At 39.3% G+C, this 22003-nt stretch carries 26 protein-coding genes and 1 riboswitch; of the genes, 13 read left to right on the forward strand and 13 right to left on the reverse strand.

Features of this window, described 5'->3' with window-relative positions:
- Positions 1-10 precede the first annotated feature (10 nt).
- Entirely contained in the window at positions 11-1264 is a 1254-nt protein-coding gene (gene hisD, locus NIT04_RS02460; RefSeq protein WP_252502025.1) for a histidinol dehydrogenase, read from the forward strand.
- Between the two features lie 339 nt (positions 1265-1603).
- Positions 1604-1822: a hypothetical protein gene (locus NIT04_RS02465; RefSeq protein WP_252502026.1), complete on the forward strand. Its 219-nt coding sequence runs from the start codon at positions 1604-1606 to the stop codon at positions 1820-1822.
- Positions 1823-2141: 319 nt separating this feature from the next.
- Here NIT04_RS02465 and NIT04_RS02470 read toward each other — a convergent pair whose 3' ends face one another.
- The 3 genes from NIT04_RS02470 to NIT04_RS19135 form a co-directional block, all read right to left on the reverse strand.
- Positions 2142-2279, reverse strand: coding sequence for a hypothetical protein (locus NIT04_RS02470; RefSeq protein WP_252502027.1), 138 nt, complete (start codon positions 2277-2279; stop codon positions 2142-2144).
- Positions 2280-2355: 76 nt separating this feature from the next.
- Positions 2356-2604 (reverse strand): DUF3006 family protein, encoded by a 249-nt coding sequence (locus NIT04_RS02475; RefSeq protein WP_252502028.1) that lies wholly within the window; start codon positions 2602-2604, stop codon positions 2356-2358.
- Positions 2592-2774: an excalibur calcium-binding domain-containing protein gene (locus NIT04_RS19135; protein ID WP_371922488.1), complete on the reverse strand. Its 183-nt coding sequence runs from the start codon at positions 2772-2774 to the stop codon at positions 2592-2594. Before NIT04_RS19135 ends, NIT04_RS02475 begins: the two co-directional genes overlap by 13 nt.
- Here NIT04_RS19135 and NIT04_RS02485 point away from each other — a divergent pair.
- Positions 2707-2907 carry a hypothetical protein gene (locus NIT04_RS02485; RefSeq protein WP_252502030.1) on the forward strand — a complete coding sequence of 67 codons (201 nt, stop codon included), beginning with the start codon at positions 2707-2709 and terminating at the stop codon, positions 2905-2907. The genes NIT04_RS19135 and NIT04_RS02485 overlap by 68 nt on opposite strands.
- A 76-nt stretch (positions 2908-2983) precedes the next feature.
- Here NIT04_RS02485 and NIT04_RS02490 read toward each other — a convergent pair whose 3' ends face one another.
- The 4 genes from NIT04_RS02490 to NIT04_RS02505 form a co-directional block, all read right to left on the reverse strand.
- Positions 2984-3271 (reverse strand): ComEC/Rec2 family competence protein, encoded by a 288-nt coding sequence (locus tag NIT04_RS02490; protein ID WP_252502031.1) that lies wholly within the window; start codon positions 3269-3271, stop codon positions 2984-2986.
- Positions 3272-3641: 370 nt separating this feature from the next.
- On the reverse strand, positions 3642-4565 hold the full coding sequence (locus tag NIT04_RS02495; RefSeq protein WP_252502032.1) for a hypothetical protein: 924 nt from the start codon (positions 4563-4565) through the stop codon (positions 3642-3644).
- Position 4566: 1 nt separating this feature from the next.
- Positions 4567-5943 (reverse strand): cyclic GMP-AMP synthase DncV-like nucleotidyltransferase, encoded by a 1377-nt coding sequence (locus NIT04_RS02500; protein WP_252502033.1) that lies wholly within the window; start codon positions 5941-5943, stop codon positions 4567-4569.
- A 620-nt stretch (positions 5944-6563) separates the two neighbouring features.
- Positions 6564-6800, reverse strand: a complete 237-nt coding sequence (locus tag NIT04_RS02505) for a hypothetical protein (RefSeq protein ID WP_252502034.1) — start codon at positions 6798-6800, stop codon at positions 6564-6566.
- A gap of 238 nt (positions 6801-7038) precedes the next feature.
- Here NIT04_RS02505 and NIT04_RS02510 point away from each other — a divergent pair, with 238 nt between their 5' ends.
- On the forward strand, positions 7039-7197 hold the full coding sequence (locus NIT04_RS02510) for a BC1881 family protein (RefSeq protein WP_252502035.1): 159 nt from the start codon (positions 7039-7041) through the stop codon (positions 7195-7197).
- On the opposite strand, the gene NIT04_RS02515 is transcribed toward NIT04_RS02510, so the two are convergent.
- Together NIT04_RS02515 and NIT04_RS02520 are read right to left on the reverse strand one after the other, a co-directional pair.
- Entirely contained in the window at positions 7194-7409 is a 216-nt protein-coding gene (locus NIT04_RS02515) for a KTSC domain-containing protein (protein ID WP_252502036.1), read from the reverse strand. The genes NIT04_RS02510 and NIT04_RS02515 overlap by 4 nt on opposite strands.
- A gap of 381 nt (positions 7410-7790) precedes the next feature.
- Positions 7791-9338, reverse strand: a complete 1548-nt coding sequence (locus NIT04_RS02520) for an NlpC/P60 family protein (RefSeq protein ID WP_252502037.1) — start codon at positions 9336-9338, stop codon at positions 7791-7793.
- Positions 9339-9468: 130 nt separating this feature from the next.
- On the opposite strand from NIT04_RS02520, the gene NIT04_RS02525 reads away from it, so the two are divergent.
- On the forward strand, positions 9469-9636 hold the full coding sequence (locus NIT04_RS02525; RefSeq protein WP_252502038.1) for a hypothetical protein: 168 nt from the start codon (positions 9469-9471) through the stop codon (positions 9634-9636).
- Between the two features lie 231 nt (positions 9637-9867).
- The gene (locus NIT04_RS02530; protein ID WP_252502039.1) at positions 9868-11313 is read left to right on the forward strand and encodes a carbon starvation protein A; all 1446 of its coding nucleotides are present in this window, start codon (positions 9868-9870) and stop codon (positions 11311-11313) included.
- A gap of 133 nt (positions 11314-11446) precedes the next feature.
- Here NIT04_RS02530 and NIT04_RS02535 read toward each other — a convergent pair whose 3' ends face one another.
- Complete coding sequence (locus NIT04_RS02535; protein ID WP_252502040.1) at positions 11447-12685, reverse strand: hypothetical protein; 1239 nt, start codon at positions 12683-12685, stop codon at positions 11447-11449.
- A 94-nt stretch (positions 12686-12779) separates the two neighbouring features.
- Positions 12780-13478 (reverse strand): hypothetical protein, encoded by a 699-nt coding sequence (locus NIT04_RS02540; RefSeq protein WP_252502041.1) that lies wholly within the window; start codon positions 13476-13478, stop codon positions 12780-12782.
- 366 nt (positions 13479-13844) lie between these two features.
- Here NIT04_RS02540 and NIT04_RS02545 point away from each other — a divergent pair, with 366 nt between their 5' ends.
- The 5 genes from NIT04_RS02545 to NIT04_RS02565 all read left to right on the forward strand — a co-directional run bounded on the left by NIT04_RS02545 (position 13845) and on the right by NIT04_RS02565 (position 19212).
- Positions 13845-14813 carry a hypothetical protein gene (locus NIT04_RS02545; RefSeq protein WP_252502042.1) on the forward strand — a complete coding sequence of 323 codons (969 nt, stop codon included), beginning with the start codon at positions 13845-13847 and terminating at the stop codon, positions 14811-14813.
- A gap of 102 nt (positions 14814-14915) precedes the next feature.
- On the forward strand, positions 14916-16052 hold the full coding sequence (locus NIT04_RS02550; protein WP_252502043.1) for a PPC domain-containing protein: 1137 nt from the start codon (positions 14916-14918) through the stop codon (positions 16050-16052).
- A 281-nt stretch (positions 16053-16333) separates the two neighbouring features.
- A riboswitch (TPP riboswitch) is annotated at positions 16334-16436 on the forward strand.
- A 122-nt stretch (positions 16437-16558) separates the two neighbouring features.
- Positions 16559-17311 carry a 3-oxoacyl-ACP reductase gene (locus NIT04_RS02555; RefSeq protein ID WP_252502044.1) on the forward strand — a complete coding sequence of 251 codons (753 nt, stop codon included), beginning with the start codon at positions 16559-16561 and terminating at the stop codon, positions 17309-17311.
- 81 nt (positions 17312-17392) lie between these two features.
- On the forward strand, positions 17393-18700 hold the full coding sequence (locus tag NIT04_RS02560) for an LLM class flavin-dependent oxidoreductase (RefSeq protein WP_252502045.1): 1308 nt from the start codon (positions 17393-17395) through the stop codon (positions 18698-18700).
- A 164-nt stretch (positions 18701-18864) separates the two neighbouring features.
- Positions 18865-19212 (forward strand): hypothetical protein, encoded by a 348-nt coding sequence (locus tag NIT04_RS02565; protein WP_252502046.1) that lies wholly within the window; start codon positions 18865-18867, stop codon positions 19210-19212.
- A gap of 23 nt (positions 19213-19235) precedes the next feature.
- Here NIT04_RS02565 and NIT04_RS02570 read toward each other — a convergent pair whose 3' ends face one another.
- Together NIT04_RS02570 and NIT04_RS02575 are read right to left on the reverse strand one after the other, a co-directional pair.
- Positions 19236-19601 carry a hypothetical protein gene (locus NIT04_RS02570; RefSeq protein WP_252502047.1) on the reverse strand — a complete coding sequence of 122 codons (366 nt, stop codon included), beginning with the start codon at positions 19599-19601 and terminating at the stop codon, positions 19236-19238.
- A 175-nt stretch (positions 19602-19776) separates the two neighbouring features.
- Positions 19777-20286, reverse strand: a complete 510-nt coding sequence (locus NIT04_RS02575) for a competence protein ComK (protein ID WP_252502048.1) — start codon at positions 20284-20286, stop codon at positions 19777-19779.
- A gap of 320 nt (positions 20287-20606) precedes the next feature.
- Between NIT04_RS02575 and NIT04_RS02580 the strand changes: the two genes are divergently transcribed.
- Both NIT04_RS02580 and NIT04_RS02585 read left to right on the forward strand, forming a co-directional pair.
- Complete coding sequence (locus tag NIT04_RS02580) at positions 20607-21023, forward strand: sigma-70 family RNA polymerase sigma factor (RefSeq protein ID WP_252503168.1); 417 nt, start codon at positions 20607-20609, stop codon at positions 21021-21023.
- A gap of 266 nt (positions 21024-21289) precedes the next feature.
- Positions 21290-21904: a histidine phosphatase family protein gene (locus tag NIT04_RS02585; RefSeq protein WP_252502049.1), complete on the forward strand. Its 615-nt coding sequence runs from the start codon at positions 21290-21292 to the stop codon at positions 21902-21904.
- Positions 21905-22003: the final 99 nt, after the last annotated feature.

Here is a 22003-nt window from a genome sequence, read left to right on the forward strand (position 1 = left end):
AGGAATTAGAATGGAATACATAAAAAAAGCGCAATTAATTGATGAAGGTTCTTCAGATGGAGTAGAGCACACTGTAAAAGCAATTATCGAGAATGTCAAAGCGAACGGTGATAAGGCTGTACAAGAATATGAAAGAAAGTTCGGTAATTCAGATCGTCCGGTCCGTGTTAGTGAAGAGGAAATTGAGAATTGTATGCAGACACTTCCAGAAGAGACGAAGGTGTTAATTGACCGTGTAGTTGACAGAGTCTCGAAGTTTGCAGAAGCTCAATTGAGTTGTTTGTTACCGTTTGAAAAAGATTTTGGGGAAGGTATTAGAATGGGACATAAAATAATACCAATTGAAAAAGTTGGTGCCTATGTCCCAGGGGGGAGATTCCCTTTACTATCATCTGGCCCAATGGTTGTTGCCCCGGCAAAAGTAGCAGGTGCAAAACAAATCGTTGCTTGTAGTCCAGCTAATTATAAAGGGGGCATTCACCCAGCTGTATTATACGGGCTCGTACGTTCAGGTGCCACTGATATTTTTGCAATCGGTGGTGCGCAAGCAATTGCTGCAATGGCCTATGGTACCGAATCGATTCCAGAAGTGGATATGATAGCGGGACCAGGAAACATGTTTGTTGCAGAAGCTAAACGTCAAGTATTTGGTAAGGTAGGGATTGATCTTATTGCGGGTCCAAGTGAAGTAATGGTCTTTGCAGATGAATCAGCTACGCCACGAAAGATCGCTGTTGATTTACTTGCACAGGCAGAACATGATCCCTATGCTCGTGCAATCCTTGTCACAACCTCTCGTTCTATTGCGGAGGGTGTGATTGAAGAGGCAGCGGCTATATTGGAAACATTTACAGATTCATCTCCTGCACATGAGTCATGGAAAACTAGAGGAGAAGTGATTTTTGCTGAATCATTACAAGAGGGATTAGCTATTTGTAATGATTACGCTATTGAACATTTGCATTTGCATACTGAAAATAGCCATGAGTTTACTGATAAACTATATAATTACGGCTCATTATTTATCGGAGAAGATAGTTCAGTTGTATTTTCGGATAAGGTCTCTGGAACTAATCATACATTACCGACTCAAAGGGCTGGAAGATATACAGGGGGACTATGGGCAGGCAGTTATGTCAAGGTTGCAACCCACCAGGAGATTACGGGGGAAGGCGTGCAGTTTTTGGCATCCCATGCAGAGGCGCAATCCGAAATCGAAGGATTGGAGGGACATAAATTATCAGCAACAATCAGAATTGAATAAGAAAATATAGAACAGTTTTTATAACTGGTTAAAGACGAAAAGCCCCCGCAAATTAAACTTTGTGGTGGCTTTTCTTTATTTGTCCGGCACGGGTAATCGCTAGGCGGTGAAAATTGAGTACCAGGTAGCAATATAAATGATGCCACCACCTAGCGCCCAAATCTGAATGAAAAAGAAGGTTCTGCATAGAACGCTTGTAAGGCCTTCCTTTTAGTTTCTCTTTAACTACTATTATATTGGCTTACTTAAGTGGATGTAGGCTTAGGAGCAGCCATCATTTAAAGAGTGCGTAAATGCTCACCTTATTAGCTACACTAACTAATAAGGGAGAAGATGAGTATGAGAAAATCAATAAAAAAAGAAATGGTAGTGCTAGTCGCTGTGCTAGTCCTTCTAGGTGTTGGCGTGGGATTCTTTGATTTGAATGCAATTTTACAGATTATAGATTTTTCCAAGTTCGGCCAATACACAGTTGTTGCAACACCGGTGGTATACACCTATTGGCGGGGTGGACCCTGGCGAATAAATGAGCCGGACATGAAAAGGGGGTCAACCTAAGGGTGAAAGTCCTTCGACCCTCTCACCCTAGAGGGTTCAAACCTACATCCCGTAGTTAGGAACATTACCATGGAATCAGAAAGTCATCTCCCCTAATTAGTGAGGGCCACCTATCATCGACCTAGCGATGTGTTTGGTGGCCCTTAGTGTTTTGATTGAATTTAACAAAGTTCCGTACCTGTGTAACATAGAATCCAATATATTTACTAAAAGTTCAATGAACGTGAAAGACTTTTTGCTGTCTATTTGGGGGAACGTAGGTAGCTTATTCGCGCTACTACAGATGTAATATTACGACATACACGTTTCTGTACGGTTATTAATCTGCTTGCAATGTTGATTTCCGCTGCGAGCGGACGCTTTCCGCGGGCACGGCTTCAGCCGCTTCCCTCACTGCGCTCAGTCCAAGGTCTTCAGCTCGTGCTGTTTCCGCAGGAGTCGCCGCTCTCCGCTCCAATCAACGAATCATTTTTAAAATACTAATGCAGTAATCAAAAAAGCGACCATTCTCATTGAGAGAATGATCGCTATTTTTACTTCTTATTTTTCAACTTTTCGAGCAAAGTAGCAACTTTATCTTTCATGATTTCCGTTTCATCTTCCAATACTTCAATCACATAATCAGTATCTGTTTTACTAATACAAACGACATCTCCCTCCGAAAGTTTTGGAGAAATCTTAGATACCGGGATTAACAACTCTTCCTCTTCCCTTGGATACTCCAAAAACACATCATCTATTCGATCAAGTGTATATCGCTTTTTCTCCATCATTTTTCGCATGCCCACCCATCTTTATCTCGGTCATGTTTCGTGTCGTATGCCGGTTGACCTTTTTTAACCCCGGTCGGATAATATTCTCTCATTGCTGTACAGTTTTTGAAAGTGGTTGGAGCGCCAGGTATTACATATAAGCCTGAACCCAAGTCTGGTTTTGGAGTCGGTTTAGGCATGGGTTTAGGTGCGGGCGTTGGTGCCGGTGTAGGTTCTGGCTTCGGTTGTGGTTTTGGTGGTACTCCATTCCACGTTTTCGCCGATACAGAATGGGTTGTTCCGTTTGTCGTAACGGTGATGTCGCCGGACTGAGCTGTCGAATAAATTTTAGAGCCGACTGCATTTAAACGCTGTACGACTTCAGCATGCGGGTGGCCGTATGAATTGTCTACAAAATGGTGCCGACTGGGCGGACTGCATTAATGAATGCTGCAGAACTGCTAGTGTTGGATCCATGATGGCCTGCCTTTAAGTATGTGCTCTTCACATTATCTGCAGCCATCATCTTTTGTTCAATGCCAGCATCCGCGTCACCTGTCAGCAAAAAGCTGACCGATCTGTACACGATGCGTGTAACGATGGACGCATCATTACTGTCAGAAGCATTTTCATCTGCATGTGATGACGGCCACGTGATTTTACCACTTGTGACATCTATAATACCATTGATCGCCAAGGGTTTAACTAGACAACGCCAACACATGTACCAGTACCAGTAAGATTGCGTAGCCGCTGGGGGAGAGCGGTTTTAATGGGGTTATCACAAAGAGGCATGTACAGTTAACAACTTGACAACGAGCCTCAGCGGGCATGAGTCCCAAGCCAGGCAACCAGCAACGCGTGCTGGCTTGTTCCGCCGAGGCTATCTTGCCCGCCACTCGTTGTAAAGTTGTGAGTATAAGAATCTACTTCCTTCCCCAGCTATCCCGATACTGACACAACATCTCCTCTTTTAGTATTTTTCCCAATTCCAGGTCGATGAGCATGACATAGATATTTCCCCTAAGTGAAATAGGTACTCTTTTCACAATGGGCATTAAAATCTACTACGGTTGAACCGTAATTATTTTTTTATGTTTGTTTCTCATTATCAACTTATCTGTGTTTTCACTTAGAATTTTAGGGGTATGGTTGGCAATATCATCTGTAAGTTTGTTGGTTCCATATTCAACAACACCATATGATTTGATTTCATTAGCTTGTGCAAAACGATATTTATTACAATCCTTTTCCGCGAGCTTCCTGAATAACTCTTCTTGTTTAGTTGTCAATTGAACTTCAATAATATCTGCTAGAAGTAATTCATAATGATTAAACACATTACCATACTCAACATCTGTCATATGCCTTCCACAATACTTGTATGATAAATCACCAAATGTACTGTCATCTAAAATATTTGTTGTAAATAGTTCTTCAACAAATTCTCTGCTAAGATTAGTTATATTCTCTCTATAAAATGTTTTATCAAATCTTTTAACAAATCTTCTTAGGTCTTTACTCTTAACCAGTAATCTGTAATCTTGTTTCGTAATCTTATTTACTGGAATGCGATCATCACTTTCAACTGGAATATTATCAGCTAAATAATTCGCTTCTTCTTCGTAAAACTTATATGCTCCACCGACTGGCTGAAACTTTTTAGTTCTAGTATTTTGTACTAAAAAATACCTCCCATCAATTTTTATTCTAAATAAGTACGCAAATGAAATTCTAATAAACGTATCTTTTTGTAGCAAACCAGCTCTTTTTAATTTACGCTGAGAGGATTTCCAATTCTTATTATCACTTAAATCAACAATGCTTAGAAATAGATATGGGAGTAGAAATCCTGCAACTAAACCTCCTAAAGTTGCTCCAACAGAAATTGCATTTATTTCAAAATAAATTATACTCCCTATACATATAGTAAAACCAATTAGGATGGCTAGCATTTTCAGTATTTTTATATTGTAACTATATTCTCTCAAATCAATTGCCTCCAATTGGAACATCTATATGACCAATTGCCACGCATACACCATTTTTTATCAAATAACATTCAATATAATGTTCTCCGAGGAATTTTGAATTCTCTTTTATCTCCTTACCTCTATCTTGAATTTGACCCCGTATGTCGTTACGTCGTACAGCTTCTGCTCCTACATTTAAAACTTTCCATAATACCTTATCGTACGACGGGCAGTTGGTATTTCCAATTCTACATTTTACAGAAAAATTATGTGGTATAAATTTTTTGAAACGCGGTGCAAACTTTTCCAAGTAATCAAAAATCGGCATTACTGAAAATCCATTACCAGATACCTTACAATCAATTGTTACATCGTATTGTTCATGAATAGGGTATAAATCTTCAATAAACTCTTCAGTATCATTAAAGTCTTGTAATTTATCCTCGCTGAACCCTTTGCTTACCGATGATTCCAATTCCCCCCAATAAGAATGATTAAAGAATGTCTCCCAAGCATTAACAGCATCCTTATAAGTACATTTTGCATCAAATAACACATCTAAATTTTGTAGACTGGATTCAAGACGGCTTTTCCAATTTCTCATTCTTTGGTAGTCGACTTCACGAGTTACCAACGCTCTTCCATTGTCAATTGGAGCTTCAACCTCCAAATGAAAATTTAAACGATCTACAATGGCTATCATTGTATAATAGAATATTTCGTCCAATCGTGAGTAGGTTGTAGTAAGTTTTTCATTACACACAATGGTCTGAATTAAACCACTGGGCATATTTTTCCATGAATCTCTTGATTTACAAAACATCTTGGATAGTCTTATGACTTTCCTTAAATCATTTCCTTTATTTTTTATTTCATCGTTAAACCATTCCTCCAGCGCCTTTATATGTCTAACTGACCATTCAGATCCAGCATGTTCATAAGTATACTCATCATCCCATGAATACTCTTTATATCTCTTGAACACAGCAAAATCTACATGATAACCTGTAGAAGCATATTTCAAACGTACACAGCTTGTTTTTACATCTGGTTCTTCGGCAAATTGTTTGGTTTTTCTTTCCAATGCATCTGCCACCATATTTCTAGTAGCAAGAGGTCCCAAATTACTCAGGTTGTCTGATTCAAATACTATACCGATATCTATATCATACTCATTTTCGTCATTTTGGGTAATAGTGTGCATGGCCATGCTACCTTGAATTCTTTCCTCTGCAATTTTATATTCTTTTCTCCTTTCTTCGTTATATTCTAATAAACCGTCTTTTAATCTCTTTATATTCAGTTTGCGTTTTTTTCTTAGTTCATTTTTTTCTTTTTCTGAAAGCACGACTTTTGTCCGATAAAATTTGTTAAACTCTTTTGAGCAATCATACACAAATATCAGTCCTCCTATAATTTCTCGTATTAAAAAGTTCTAAGTCATTCAAAATATAATTCATTATATTATACTATTTTCTGTTAAAATGAATCTAAATTCGGCTTTCGAATAAATCTTATTGACATAGGTAAACCTAGGTATTAATCAAAATAGCCAACGAGAAAGCACAGGTACCTAATTTCTGTTTCTTGTTGAATTCGGAGTTGTTCTGGAACTTTGCACATTTCAATTATTTAGTTTTTATCTACATTAATCTGGTGATGAACAAAAGAAGAGCTTATTAATTGTCCAGAAAGTTTTTTCTCCTCTCTTCTCCTCGATTGTGAAACTGACGTATTACAAGCAGTTCGGCAGGTGACACTAAAAGTATACTAACAATTTCATTCGACCCACTCATCCGCCAAATCCTTCATTTCGATTTTTACCTGAAAGACTTCAAATGCCTGCAAAAGACGGCCGACTTAAGGTTTGCCGTCTATGATGACGAGGGTGGCTTCGCTGTTGGTTTCAATATAGGAAAGCATGCATCTCAAGTGATCGCCTTTAACAGTGGTGCACGGCTCGCTGCTTGGCAACTCTCCTGTTTCGAGATAAGTCTTCGACAGTCCCTGTTTGGTCTATTTGAGTTGGTCAAACAGTGAATGGTGATTAGCAAGTAGCTCTCCATCCATTGCAAATTCATTGCCGTGCTCCCATCGTTCACGGGCTGTCAGCAAAATTATGGTACCTGTGACCCGCCGTTCGACTTCGAAAATACGTTGAACTCCATTTATATCGTCCGCGGAAAATGTTTTGGGCAGCTTAGGGAGGTCCACCCCGAACTCCTCCGCCATTACAGTATTATTGCAGTCCATACATAGCGGCTGCCCGTCGAACTGTACGCGCACAGGACCGATTTCGCAAACAGTACATTCCATCCAAATCACTTCATCTTATCATAAATTCCTAGATTTAGAGCGCCCGGTTTATAGGTGACTCACGAAAATTGGCCAATTTCTGATTACATAAAGTTCCACAATGAAGAATTACGATTCGTCGGAAAGGTCAAACTATACACGGTAGGTGAGAAAGTATACGAAAGGAGTGATAGTAATGGAAAACGAAACTACAAAGGTATTGCATCAAGAACTTGCAAAGCGCGAGGGAGTTACAGAAGTTGTAATTGGACCCCATGAAACTTTCAAGATAGTGACAGACCAGGGTGAACAGGAATCTACTGGTCCGGCACGTATCCTGATTAATATCGATTAACGTCGCTTCGTGTATCGATATCCGCCTTTCTTGATATAGGTGTCTAAATACCGACCGTGTGATGGAGCATTCAATAGACCCTGATAATGGTGCTCTGGAACGAGGTGGTAGTCGTACACACTATCATTCAAAAATCTCACACGTAGGATTTCATCAATCTTATCGTACCCAATAGCTTCCAAATTCGATGATACAACTGGAATCATTTCCATCTTTCTCACCTCCTCCATTGTCACTATTCGACAAGGAGGAACAAAATACCTACAAAAAGTAAGCATAAATTTCGAGCATTAGTTTCAATTGAATTGGGGTTATTCCAAAACTTGTAATCCTTTAATTAAAACCGATAATTTCACACTCAATCCGAAAGTTGAATAATTAATCCCTGCCTTTAGCTAGGTGGGGATTAATTATTGTTTATAGACATCCGTGTTATAGAAGAGATTGTTATTGGGGGGCGTCGACTTTTTATTAGTTTGTAGAGAATAAAAGGAGTCGAGGAGGTGGTGGTACGGAGTAGAGTTCGAAGTATAGGTGAGTACTTATAAAAATATAAAACATGTGAAGGGCTACATCACTTCACATGTTTTATATCAGTTTGTTAAATACCTTCTCGCCCCAGAATAGTTCTTCTTATACAGTGGTGTATCAATCGAAATAATTTCAATGCTCCTCGAAGAGTTCGGTGCGTGGATCATTTTGCCGTCACCTACGTACATCGAAACGTGATAAACCTTTCCTTTTCCTCCGTTGTGTGCAAAGAACATGAGATCTCCAGGTTGCAGCTGTTTGCGGCTAATCGCTTTTCCGTGAGTTGCCTGGACGAATGAATCTCGCGGGATGAGAATTCCGTGATTTTTATAAACGGAATACAGAAGTCCTGAACAGTCAAAGCCGTATGCGGAGGCGCCCGCCCAGACATAGGGCAACCCAAGATACCGTTTTGCACTATCTACGATGTCTTTTTGCGTAGGTTTTGGTACCGCTTTATAGTTGGCATGCACTTTGACATCCTGTTTTTGTATATGTTTGATGGCGCCGGAAACTGTCAGTACCTCCAGCCAATTTCCGTTGTCTTTCACTACAGGAAGGATTGTCGTGTAACTTATGTCCAGCCATTTATATTTGTCGTGTAATTTCGGTTCATTATATAATGAAGCAATTTTGGCATCTACGATAGCGATCGGGCAGTTTGTACTGTCGATATTTGTAGACGCAACATGCGATTGAGGCGCCCAGCCTTGATAGCCGTTTTTATGGCCTGTTTTCACTTGGTCTTTGATTGCAATGTAATGCCAATTCCCTTTTGATTTAAGTATCTCGACAGGATCACCGTATAACGCCTGTGTGTCCGTTCTTCCGATCAACCATAATTTTTGAGAAATGGTCAATTGCGTAGACCATCTTTTCATGTCGGGTTGCGGTTGAATGGAAATGGCATCAATTGGTCTTGTGTTATTTGGTTTATGCCAAACATTCGTCACGGGGACGTTTATGGCATACGTTTTTTTACTCTTCGTCGTATAGCAGGCAGGACGTTCCCTGAACTCCGGGTTTAGCGCTCTTGCTAAAAAGACGCTGAAGTGACCTCTGTTCAAAGGAGCAGTCGGTTTAAATGTGCCATCAGGATAGCCGAAAGTGATTTCATTCGCTACCAGCGTGCTTATTGCATCGTTTGCCCAAAACGTTTGCGGTACGTCAGGGAATTGTTTTATCGACGTCCCTTTTAAGTCAAATGCTGAAACTAAGATTGCAGCAGCTTGGGCGCGTGTTAAGGACGCATCTGGCATGAATTCACGATCGGCATTGCCTCCCATAATGCCCGCAGCTGCAATTGCCTGAACGATATGGTAGTGCTCATACGTTGGAAGGACATCAATAAAATCTACATCTGGCAACCCCTCTGTCTCCAAACCGACAGCTTTTACGATCATTTCGGCTGCCTCGATCCGAGTCAATGTCTCATTGAAACCAAATGTAGGAGCAGCTGTCAGAATACCGTTTTGCAATAAGTATTCAATTTCTTTACTCGAAGAATGATTCTCAGGGATATCACCGAAGGAAGGCGCGGCGGCATATGAAGTAATCCCTGATGTAAACAAAAGCACCATGCACAAAACGCTAAATATGAAATTTTTCAACATTTCATCCCCTTCTCTATTTTAAAATAAATAGTACCACAGTTTCATAGTTTGGGATATGTGAAGTTAGGGATTGGGGAAGCCAAATACATTAAATGGAGGGATGGGGATAGTGGAAAGGGAAAGTATAATGTCATTAGCTGAAGTATTGGCACGAGTTCCATTTGATGATGAAGTTGCTTTAGAAATTGAGAGGATGGCAAGTACTTCACCAGAACTTCTACGTTCATTAAAGAAGTGCTTATTGAATATGCATGATTTTATTGAATTGGTTGAAAAGCGAACAGGGTTCAAATGAGTTTCGGGCAAGTCCTTACCCAATTCTATAATATTAAGGTTGCTCATTGCAGTTATAGGCGATGGGCTTTTTATTTTCACATACATATCTAGCTATTTTCCGATGAGGGAGCTGTAGTAGAATTGAAGTTGGACAGAGATTTGTCGAAAAACATCGAAAAAAGCTATTGATTGTTGTTTCTATTCGTTATATCATTGTATTTAAAATTCAGAAAAGAGGGAGGTTTCAGCAATGATCACTTTTATAACATCCATTTTGTTGTTGATTGTTGGGTATATCGTTTATGGGAAGGTGGTTGAACGAATTTTTGGCATCGATGACAAGAATCCGACGCCTGCCTATACAAGCAACGATGGTCTTGATTATATGCCAATGAGTTGGTGGAAAGCGAGTTTGATTCAGCTTCTGAATATCGCTGGGACCGGCCCGATATTTGGTGCAATCATGGGGGCGCTTTATGGTCCAGTAGCATTTATATGGATTGTGGTCGGTAGTATTTTTGCTGGAGCGGTACACGATTACTTTTCGGGTATGTTGTCGCTAAGACATAATGGAGCTCAATTTCCAACACTTGTCGGAAAATACTTAGGCGGTAAAATGAAATTCCTTATAACGATTGTCTCGATCGTTTTAATGGTTTTGGTGGCAGCGGCATTCACTTCAGCACCTGCCCAGCTACTTACGGAAATCACACCACTTAACTTTACGACTTGGTTAGTTATTATTTTCATTTATTTTATACTTGCAGCGGTTCTACCGATTAATAAGATCATAGGAAGAGTGTATCCTGTTTTTGGAGCTATCTTAATATTCATGGCTGTATCGATTGGAATTGGATTATTCTTCTTTGATCATTCCATCCCGAATCTGACATTCAGTAATTTACACCCTGGAGAAATGCCGATATGGCCATTGTTAATGGTAACAATATCGTGCGGGGCGATTTCTGGATTTCATAGTACACAAAGCCCGATTTTAGCTCGAACATTAAAAAAGGAAAGTGAAGGTAGAAAAGTTTTCTATGGCGCAATGATTGGCGAAGGGATTATTGCGATGATCTGGGCAGCTGCAGGGATGACCTTTTTTGGCAGTACGGGCGCATTGCAAACAGCACTGGCAGCAGGAGGTCCAGCTGGAATCGTGAATGAAATTAGTTTATCAACGCTAGGTGCATTTGGCGGCTTCATTGCCATTTTAGGTATTGTTATCCTACCAATCACGACCGGTGATACGGCATTACGTTCCTCCAGAATGATGCTTGCTGAACTATTAACGGAAATGACGAAGAAAGACTTTAATGGGAAAGGGAAATTAGCAGTACTCATCGTACCAGTAGCAGGAATAACGCTATATCTAACAACGATTGATTACAGCTTCCTCTGGCGCTATGTAGGTGGATCGAATCAAATCGTTGCTGCGGTCATGTTATGGACGGCATCTATGTACCTCGTAGAAAACAACAAATTCCATTGGATCTGTAGTATTCCGGCATTATTCATGACAGCCGTGGTCAGTACGTATTTCTTCTATGCACCAGAAGGCTTTAACTTGGACTATGGTGTTTCTCTGGCGTTAGGAGCGGTTATTTGGTTGGCTGTACTCGCTTGGTTTGTAAGGCAGCTTATTAAACATAGGACAGCCGGTAATTATAGTGATTTAGATGTTAAAGTAGGGTAGTGGCTGTTTTTATTCATCAATTATAAAACCAGATTCCAAACGTGGGAATCTGGTTTTTTGTGAGCTCTGGCAGTCTTGAAAGACATGAAAGAGTCAGCTGAATGGCGCGTGGGTGCTTGGAGAAACCTGCCTATTAATCTTCTTCCTCTCCTAAATTCGAATTCATATAATTCTTAGCCCCCTCATCACTTTCACCAAAAAGAAGTATTCTTGCATCATACCCACGAAATAACCTTATTTCAATATACCCAAAACCTGTTCGCGCTTTTATAGAATCAGATTTATAAAAATAAAGATGAGAGTTTTTTGTATATGCATCGGGTCCTTCCCGCACAAACTCTGCGTCGCTTGGAAGAGTCTTTAATGCTATTTGACGTAATTCTTCTGGTTCCAAATCATGTTCTAACCACAAAATATATATATATATTTCATCTTCACTTGATATAATTTCATGCATAGGATTTTCTCTTCCTAAAATTCTATACATAGGATCTTCATCGTTTTCAGGGTATGGTGGAGAAACAACGACAAAGCCATCGTCATCTTCTTTTCCAAACCAAAATTCAAATCCGTAATGAAAATAATTTAATTTTTGCATTTTATGTCCGAACTTAGATAAGTAATCTGCCATTGAGCCTCCTATTATAGGTAACTCATCGTATGTGATTGGAAGAATAGCGCTTTCATTAGGTTGGGAAGAATTCTCTTCTTCCAGATTGTCTTGATAGCTTGCATCATTGTAATCATCAAGCGCTAGTAGACTTTTTCCATCCCATTTAAATGTGTTGGAAATCGTTCCATTTTCAGATATACCGATTTTCCCTTTTTCAAAATGAACTTGGCCATCAGAATAAGCACCGCTCCATTTATCTAAAAGGATTGAAACAGTTTTTTTATCAACACTGCCTAAAATGAAAAAACTTAAAAAGCCCCCACTACCTTCCCACTTGCTAACAACAACTTGCTCACGGCCATCTTTTGCGACTTGCCCTTCATCACTAATTAATGTAGGGATTTCATACACATCTTCCTCTTCCCGTTTTAGCGCAACTTCCCATTCTTTAGTTTTTAAAGAGTATTGATAAACAGTAACGACTACCTTTCCCGATTCAAAATCAGGCACCATCTCCGCTGTTATTTCTACAATTTCTGGAGTAGTATTGCCAGTTAAAAAGAATTTGTCTACTACGGTTACTTCGAACCCTTCTTGTAGATTTTCTTTGATTTCACGGATTTTCTTTTCAACATCAATATCGACCTCTTGAGATTCTTCTACTGGACTTTTAGTAGTAGCATCCTGAATGCTTGAATTACAAGCAGATAATAGTAAAGAAATGATTATTGCACTTATTACACCTAAATATCTTTTCATTTTTTTCCCCTTTATCATGACATTTTTTGAGACGGGCAAGACATACATCAGGTTCCAAACCGACTCTAGATCGTTTTGGAACCTGGCTCTGAAATTACCTATGGAAGTTACTTTTATAAGCTTCGTGTTCAATTCCGCCTAACTTTACATTTGCTTCGCTTAAATGGCGATTTGTATTAGATAGCTCTGAGCGTGCTTTGGAAAGCATATCGGTAGTTCTCTGCTGCTCCTGTCTAAATTGATTTATTTCATCTCTCATTTGTTGTGCCTGTAATTCATTCTCATATAAATTAATGCATTCCGGTAGGTTAGATGCACGATAATTTGATAAATAAGAACTGAATTTTTCTAAAGCTGGTCTTGTCACATAATCTTCTGGTACAACTGTCGTCCTAAACACTGTTTCAGCAATCCCGCCTAGTTCAACGTTCAAAGCCTGTATTTTTTCGTAATTGTCTTCCAAGTACTGCTTCTGCTTGATTTTAAAATTACCCTCTAACTTTCTCCGAATAAATACAAATAAAAACCAAGTCATTGCTACTCCAAGAGGAAACCCTACAAGAATGCCTAAAAACCAATCATCAAAAATTCTCATAACATTGACTCCGAACATTATTAATGGAAGGAATGAAATAAAAGCAACGATTACAGCGATTTTCTCGTAGATGTCTGGTGTGCTTTTATAGAAAGACCTAATACTTGAGTCAACAGCCATAAACTTATTTAACAACCCTAATGTTTGATTTACATTTTCTAATAATTCCTCACGCGAAAGATTCAATACGTCTTTCATATGCATTTCCTCCAATCATGGCTTTGCGACAAAGGAAGCGTCGGTCTCGTTATTGCACCAGCACCAGAAGCCTTAGGAGTAGCAAGTACAGCACCAAATATTCCTTGACAAGAACTTAATTTCTTCACACATCTTCCCCCTTGTAAAAAAAGTAGACACACCTTCATATCCCTTAACGGCATTACTATGTTATTAGGCACATACTCCTTATATGCATCTATATGTCTATAAAATGAACCGTCTTGACGTGAGAAAACGTATATCGTTTGGAGAAGCTGAATAAGGTAGTGGGGTATCTGTGGTGTTACTTAAAAAGCGAAAACACTTATCCCAGGTATCGCCACATTAAATCAAAGGGGAATCAAAATGAGAAATAATCGATTTGTTATCATATTGTTCTTTTTGATACTACTAACGGGCTGCGGACTTGCTGAAAATGCAGTGAATTCGATAGTGGAAACGATAAATGAAGATAAGGGGATAAGCCTACAGCAAGAAGAGAGTGGAAAATTTGACACCGACAGTTCCGAAGAAGGTAATCAACCGAATGCCGTCGGTACGACTTTAAATCAAGACAACCAAATAGTACCCTCAGAAGAAACATCCCAGTGGAACGGTTTTTGGCAAATAGAAAATGAGTATATGTATGGAAACCTGGCGATCTACAATGAAACTGCGGAAGGATTTTATTTTGACATTTTCGTATCGTCGGGTCATTTAGGAGAACTGCAAAATGTGTATGCCGCGATCGATGGGAATGTGGCTAAATCAACCAAAGATGAGTATGGGTGTGAAATTACTTTAACGAAAAATGATGGGGCGATTACTACTGAAGAAAGTCCCGATTGCTTAGCATGGCACGGGGCGGGAATCAATTTCGAACATACATTTATATTTACGGATGCTTTAATCCAATTCGCGATTAATGAAGAGTTTTTGGATATCGTGAAGCAAGGTTATTTGGTGAAAGGAACGTATCCGATAGGTACAAAACTCAAAAAAATTATTGATGAAACAGGCGCATATAGTGATGCCGTGAATCTACAAGGAGCAGAATTTCACTTTTTCGGTAATCAGATTGCCTATGCAACAGATACATTTGTGGAAGATGATGAAGCAGATGTAATCGCAATAAGGGTATATCGATTCGGGCAAAATTTCACACCTGAAGAGTTGATCTCTTATTTCGGTGAACCTCTATATCAAGGCGAACATGCAGCCGAGGGTTTTGGATTTGTTATGGGGTTCTCGATTGGAAACGACTTAGAACTTGGTTTCCAATATGGGATGAACAGCGATAGGCTTGAATCTGTAGATTTGATCTATAAGCCATAGTGAACTCTGAAAAATGGACTATAGGTTATATAGGTACATTTGCATGCATATATATAAATTAGAAGAAATAGTAACTATTTATATAATATGGGGGATGAATGAATGAAACGCTTATCTGTTATCACTTTTCTAGTGTTGTTTTTAACAATCGGTATTAGTGGTCAAACATTAGCTGATGAAAACAAAAGCTTATCTTCAGGTGTACCTTTTTATGGGGAAATGACATCCAATACATCTGTTGACACATTTGTATTTACTACTGAAAAAGATGGTGGGGAAGTCTATATCACGCTTGAAGATACGACTGGCGGCTTCCATATGACACTTTATGATGCCAATGGTAACTCAGTGGGGTTAAATTTTCACTCTAAAGCTGGTGGTATGAGTGATATTTCGAAAACATTAGCAAAGGGAACTTATACTTTAAAGGTTAAACCTCATAATTGGTCAGGAATTTCTAGTGCCTCTTACAAACTAAAAGCCACATATGCTTCTGCAGTTAATTCAAGAGATTCATCTACCTTTGAACCTAACGATACAATTGAAACAAGCATGGATATAAAATCCGGCGTAGCTTATAAATCGAGTAGTGAATCGTATCTTGATATTGATACTTATCAATTTACAACTGATAAAGACGGTGAAGTTTATATTTTATTGGACGAAGCTACTGGTGGTTACCATTTGACGCTATACGATGACAATGGTAATAGAGTCGGATTAAATTTTCACACGAGAGCTGGTGATGTAAGTTACATCTCGAAAAAATTGGCAAAAGGGACTTACTATGTAAAAGTTAAACCTCATAGTTGGTCTGGAATTACCAGTGCTAATTACCGGTTGAAAGCCACATATGCCTCAGCTATTTCAAGAAATAAATCTACTTTCGAACCTAATGATACAATGGAAACGAGCATGGCAATAAAATCTGGAATAAGTTATAAATCCATCAGTGAAACATTCTACGATATTGATACTTATCAATTTACAACTACTGCAGACGGCGAAGTGAATATTGTATTAGATGAAACGACTGGCGGCTTCTATTTAAAACTATATGATGCCAACGGTAATGCTGTAACTCATGACTTTCATTCTAAGAGTGGTGGCGTTAGTAAAATTTCAAGAAAGCTAGCAAAAGGCACTTATTATATTAAGGTCACGCCATATTCATGGTCCGGAATAACAAGTGCAAACTATAAATTGAAAGCGACTTTTAAAGAAGGTAAGGTCAAGTAATTCTATGATAGGTGCCTGTGCAGCATACTATTCAGTTTATTCACTGATATTGAATATGGGGAAGAAAGAGGTCAGCCGCATTGCTAAGCGGCTGACTTTTCTTTTGCATATTTAAAAACTGAGTTGAATTGTCATAAATGCACCTTACACAGGCACCGGGACAATTATTTCTTTTTTATGCGGGACTAAGGGGGGGAGCCCGAATATTTTTATAAAACACTTCAACTAGCCATATTTCCTTGACATAAATTCTAAATACTATAACATTGGATATAATTCAATATATTCACTAGGGGTGTTTTTTAAACTGAGATGAGTTATTAACTCAAACCCTTTGAACCTGATCTAGCTGAAACTAGCGTAGGAAAGTGAAAACTCCATTACATACTTAAAGAGTAATTATGCCGTATTCTTACTATGTAGTTATATGTTTTTACGCAACTTTCCTATGGGGAGGTTGCGTATTTTTATTTTATTCATCATTTTAAAATATAGGAGTTGTTAGGATGACTAGAACAGTAGTAGTAACTGGTAGTAGTAGAGGTTTAGGAGCAACGATTGTAAAGACATTGGCACAACAAGGATTTCAAGTCGTTATCAATTACTATCAAAGTAAAGATGCTGCTGAGAAGCTCGTTTCTGAGATTGGGGAAGAGAATGCGATTGCAATTCGGGCTGATGTAACAAATCGTGAAGAAGTAGATGAATTGATAAAAAAAGCAATGAACTATTTTGGTCAAGTCGATGTTGTCGTCAACAATGCATTAGTAGACTTCAAGTTTGATCCAAACAAACAGAAACCTTTCACAGAACTCACTTGGGATGATTATCAAAAACAACTGGACGGTACTTTAAAAGCGGCATTTAATACAGTTCAAAGCGTCATTCCTCAATTTATTGAACGACAAAATGGAAGTATTATAAATATAGGTACTAATTTATTTCAAAATCCTGTAGTACCTTACCACGAATATACAACAGCTAAAGCTGGATTAATAGGCTTTACACGTAATATCGCTTCTGAATTGGGTCAATATGGAATAAGAGCGAATGTCGTGTCAGGTGGATTATTAAAAACGACGAACGCCAGTGCAGTTACAACGCCAGAAGTATTCGATTTAATTGCTCAATCAACGCCATTGAAGAAGGTGACCACGCCTCAAGATGTAGCCAATATGGTCGCTTATTTATCTTCGGAACATGCGAACGGTATCACAGGTCAAAATATCACAGTAGATGGCGGTTTGACAATGAACTAATAGGTTACATCACAATCGATAACCTTTCAAAAACGGAGAATACAAGACAGTTGATAATGATGTATTTTGAGGTGTGAACAAATGACAAAAACTCAAGGAAAACACCTGCACTTAGGTGTTTTGCTGTATGGTTGTGGACATCATCAAGCTGCTTGGTTAATGCCTGACTCGAGCATTGAGCGTATTGGAGACATTTCCTATTATCAGTCTTTAGCACAGATAGCGGAAAAAGGTTGTTTTGACGCCGTATTCTTTGCTGATAATCAATCATTTCCAGCTAAAGATTCTGGTGATATGCCGGCATTTTGGTTTGATCCAATAGTGAATTTAACAGCTATTTCTCAAGTGACAAATCATGTGGGATTAGTTTCAACGATTTCAAGCACTTTTTCGAATCCCTTCACAGCTTCACGACAATTATTAAGTTTAGACCATATTACAAAAGGACGTGTTGGGTGGAATCTCGTTACGTCGATGACTGATGCAGAGGCGTTGAATCATAGTATGGAAGAACTGCCTTCTCATGACAAACGATATGAGAAGGCCGATGAATTCGCCGCTTTAATGAATAAGTTATTTCTTTCATGGGACAGTAATGAGTTTCTACATAATCGAGAAGAGAAAAAATTGATAAATCCTTCAAACATTCAGCCTTTTAACCACGATGGTACTTATTTTAACGTGTATGGCCCATCTACCACGCCAAAAAGTCCGCAAGGCAAACCGGTATCCATGCAAGCAGGGGCATCTAAACAAGGCATTGCATTAGCCGCAAAATATGCCGATGCAGTCTATTCAGTGTCGTGGAACTTGAAGCAAGCAAAAAGATTTCGCGAAAAAATAGATGAACAAGTTAAACGAAGGGAAGACAGCAATAGACATATTAAAGTATTTCCAGGCTTAGTAACCTATGTAGGTCATACTCATGAAGAAGCTTTAGCCAAAAAAGCAGCATTAGATGAACAATTACCTATTGAAACAGCTTTAAAACAGTTGAGTTTCTTTATTCAACAAGACTGTTCTAATTGGGAAATTGATAAAGGAGTACCTGAATTACCCCCTGTAGAAGAATTTACTGGTCCAGTTGGACGTTACGAAACGATACTGGAAATTATTAATGATACACAACCTACAGTAAGAGAATTATTAGGATATCTTAATGCAGGCGGTGGACATCACACGTTGATAGGTACACCAGACGAAATTGTGGATCAGATGGAAGTCTGGTTTGAAGCAGGTGTCGCTGACGGATTTAATCTTATGCCTCCTACATTACCTGGTAGTTTAGAAGACTTTGTTGAACTAGTTGTTCCTGAAATGCAAAAAAGAGGTATTTTCCGAAAGAAATATGAAGGTCATACCTTCCGTGAACATTTAGGATTAACATAATAAATGATAACCCCACTTTATCGCTTCATTTTTTATGCGGGACAGAAATTTTGCATAGGTGTCTTCCAATCGCGATTCAAAGAAACCGAAAAAGGTTTTTTGTTTTTTATTTGGTTGATTAAAGAACATACATTCGCATATACTAATCAAAAAGGAGGATACCTATGCTTATTCCATCCGATGCTTTGCCGCATTTTGAAAACGCGATTTACTTGCCGATGGTGCTCACTGTATTGGCCAAGGATCGGCAGCTAGTTGAGAGAGGAGGTTTCAAGCTGGCTTCGCCCTACATGAAGGTAATCGATCGCGCGATTGAAGCGGTCCAGAAAGACATGAAAGAGTCAGCTGACTATTTGCGGGAACGCAAGTACAAACTTGTACGCGGGACTGTAGATGATACGTTTACGTCCTATACGTTTCTGTACTGTGGCAGGGAGGAGCAAAGACGGTATTTGAACGTCCGCCTGAAAAACCGGACGGAGGAATTGATGGAGCTGTATTTGATGAAGTGAAAAAACGACTGCGGGGGCAGTCGTTACACCTCAATATGATTCAGGTTGTTCATCTTCCCCTTGTCTTCGAACGGCAAAATGACGTAAATATTAGCGCCGAGTCCGCCCGTTTCGGGGATGATGTAGTGGACTTTTTCGATGATGTGCAAGTTGACGAATTTACGGATTGCGCGGCGAACGGTAACGTTTGCTTTCCCGATTGCTGCCTGAATCGTTCCGTGATTCAACTGTGCAGCGCCGTGTTCCATCGAAAAGCGGCGGATGACGTCGAGCACTTGGCGATCGGATTTCGTCAATTCATCCATGTGTAGTGATAGATGCTGTTCTACAGCTGCGTCCATTTCTTCGATTGTCGTGAAGCGAGCGTATTTTGTTAGATAATTTGTCATGTGAACTTCCTCCTTTACCCTCTATATAGATGGGAGGGGTCAGAAAGGATACTTTTTGGTGAAAATTTTTTGATGAAATGATTTTGATGAACAAACGACAACCACCCGACCCACGAAAGTATTTGTGGATGGGTGGTTGTTTTACTTTTATTAACGATTGCAATTTGCTAGGCCACTACATCTGTTGCATTGGCGGATTTGGGTTCATTCCGAATAAGGGATATTCCGGTATGTATTTTCGTTTAGATTGTTGTACATGGCTGAGCAGCGCTAGTACTTTCAATTTCTGTTGCTGAACGGTGTAGAGTGATACCGGGACTATGACTTCTGTTCCATCGTGGAACTTTATTTTGGTTTCCTCTTTTGCTATCAATTCTTCTTCGAAAAAGTGGCTGAAGATCCAAGTGCATTCCGGATGTATTGACGACATCGTCGGAAACACGGCCACATCATCCGAGATGAGGAATGGCGGTTTCTTATGGAATTTCAGCAGTTTCTTAGCCGCCTCCTTGCGCCCTCTCTTGGAAGAGTGATGACGCAGGCATGCTTCCTCTAGCAGCTCGATCGGACTCATTTTCGAATAGTAGGTTCCATGCGTCGTAATAATCTCGGACAAGTAATCAGTGGAAAAGGCTGATCTTAACGCCAATGCCCGATAATCAAGTAGTAAACTATCATCTTTCATACTAATCCTCCTTTAAAATTTAGCATTGCACCTATTCTACCATATAACTAGTAGAAAGATAACAAAAATACTTACTTATCTTAAAATTGGTTTAACTAACCAATCGTATGGTGTGTACATATATAAAGAATGGTGAGCCAAACGTCATAAACGCTCATTGGATGTCTGTTTTTATTCCTCCTATGATGTAGGTACCCGGGAATAAACAGAATCGTGCACGATCGGAAAGGTCAACCAAGTGTTGAATTTTGAAGACGTGTTAGCGCAATATGAACCAATGATCACTGCAAATATTCGTAAATTGAACATCTATCGTGAACATGAACATTCATTATAGACAAACGGGGCGGGTCGCCCTTTGGCAAGCGTGGAAACGGTTTGATGCGGAGAAGGGCGATTTCACGCCGTTCGCATTCCGTTCCATCCGCGGGGCGATGTTGGACGAAATGAAAAAGGAGAGCCGGTTTGAGGAGCGCTTCATGCCGGCGGAAGATGAAAAGCTGACTAACTTGATCGGTGGAGATGAATCCGAGGAGTACGGCTGGATGGACGGTCTGAGACAAGCCGTTGACCAGTTGACAGATGATGAAAAAAAGTTGTTGCAATGGCTGTTTATAGACAGGTGTACGCAGGCGGAGTGTGCTAAGAGATTAGGCATCAGCGTGCCGGGTGTGAAGAAGAGGAGGGAGCGGTTGTTGAAGAAAATGCGGGAGGTGATGGAGGAGGGGTCTCTTTGAGGTGATTCCTCTGTGGTGCCTGTGCAGGACACTATTCTGGTTATTCACTACAATTGTATATTTTGAAAAGTGAAAGTCAGCCATTTGGTGAAATGGCTGATTTTTGTTTGGGTTTTTATGCATGGAGGTGAATTGTCATAAATGTGTGGTGCACAGGCACCGCTTCTTAGGTAAAGATAAACTGGGTTTCACGAATCCTATGTTAAAATAATAGTTACAAAGCTGGTTCTGTATTAATAGGTAGAAAAAAATAGTTGGGGGAAAAAATGAGCACACACGTATACTTAACAAGACACGGGGAAACTGTTTGGAACACGAAGAAGCTTATGCAGGGGTGGAAGGATTCGCCTTTAACAGAGAAAGGGATAAAACAAGCAAGACAATTATCTCAAAGATTATCTGATGTCCCATTGAACGCTATTTATTCTAGTACGAGTGATAGGGCAGTGAACACTGCTGAAATAATTAAAGGGGAAAGACCCCTGGAAGTAATTAAAATTGACACTTTGAGAGAACTTTCCTTTGGAAGTTGGGAAGGTAAAACGTTTGATGAAAATGAAAAGCAAAGCCCCGAAGACTGGTTATCTTTTTGGGAAACTCCCCATCTTTTTTCAAATGATACAGTTGAACCCTTTATTAAAGTGCAAGAAAGAATGGTTAAAACAATAAACAATATAGTTAAACAGCATCCTTTTGATACTGTTTGTATAGTATCTCATTCTATTGCGCTTCAACTACTGATGAATTACTTTGAAAATAATATGCTTGAAAATCTATGGTCTTCTCCAGCTATACCTTCAACAAGTTTAACTTTGGTTAAGATAAACAGTGTATCCAATGAGATTTTATTTAAATGTGATACCTCTCATTTGGAAGAGTAGTACACAGGTTAAAGTTCATGATTTCAATAATAAGTAGATGATGCGAGATATTAGCGTAAGAAACGAACATCCGCATTGGATGTTCGTTTAAGGTACATC

It is taken from the genome of Sporosarcina sp. Marseille-Q4943, from assembly GCF_943736995.1.
Classification (GTDB): Bacteria; Bacillota; Bacilli; order Bacillales_A; family Planococcaceae; genus Sporosarcina.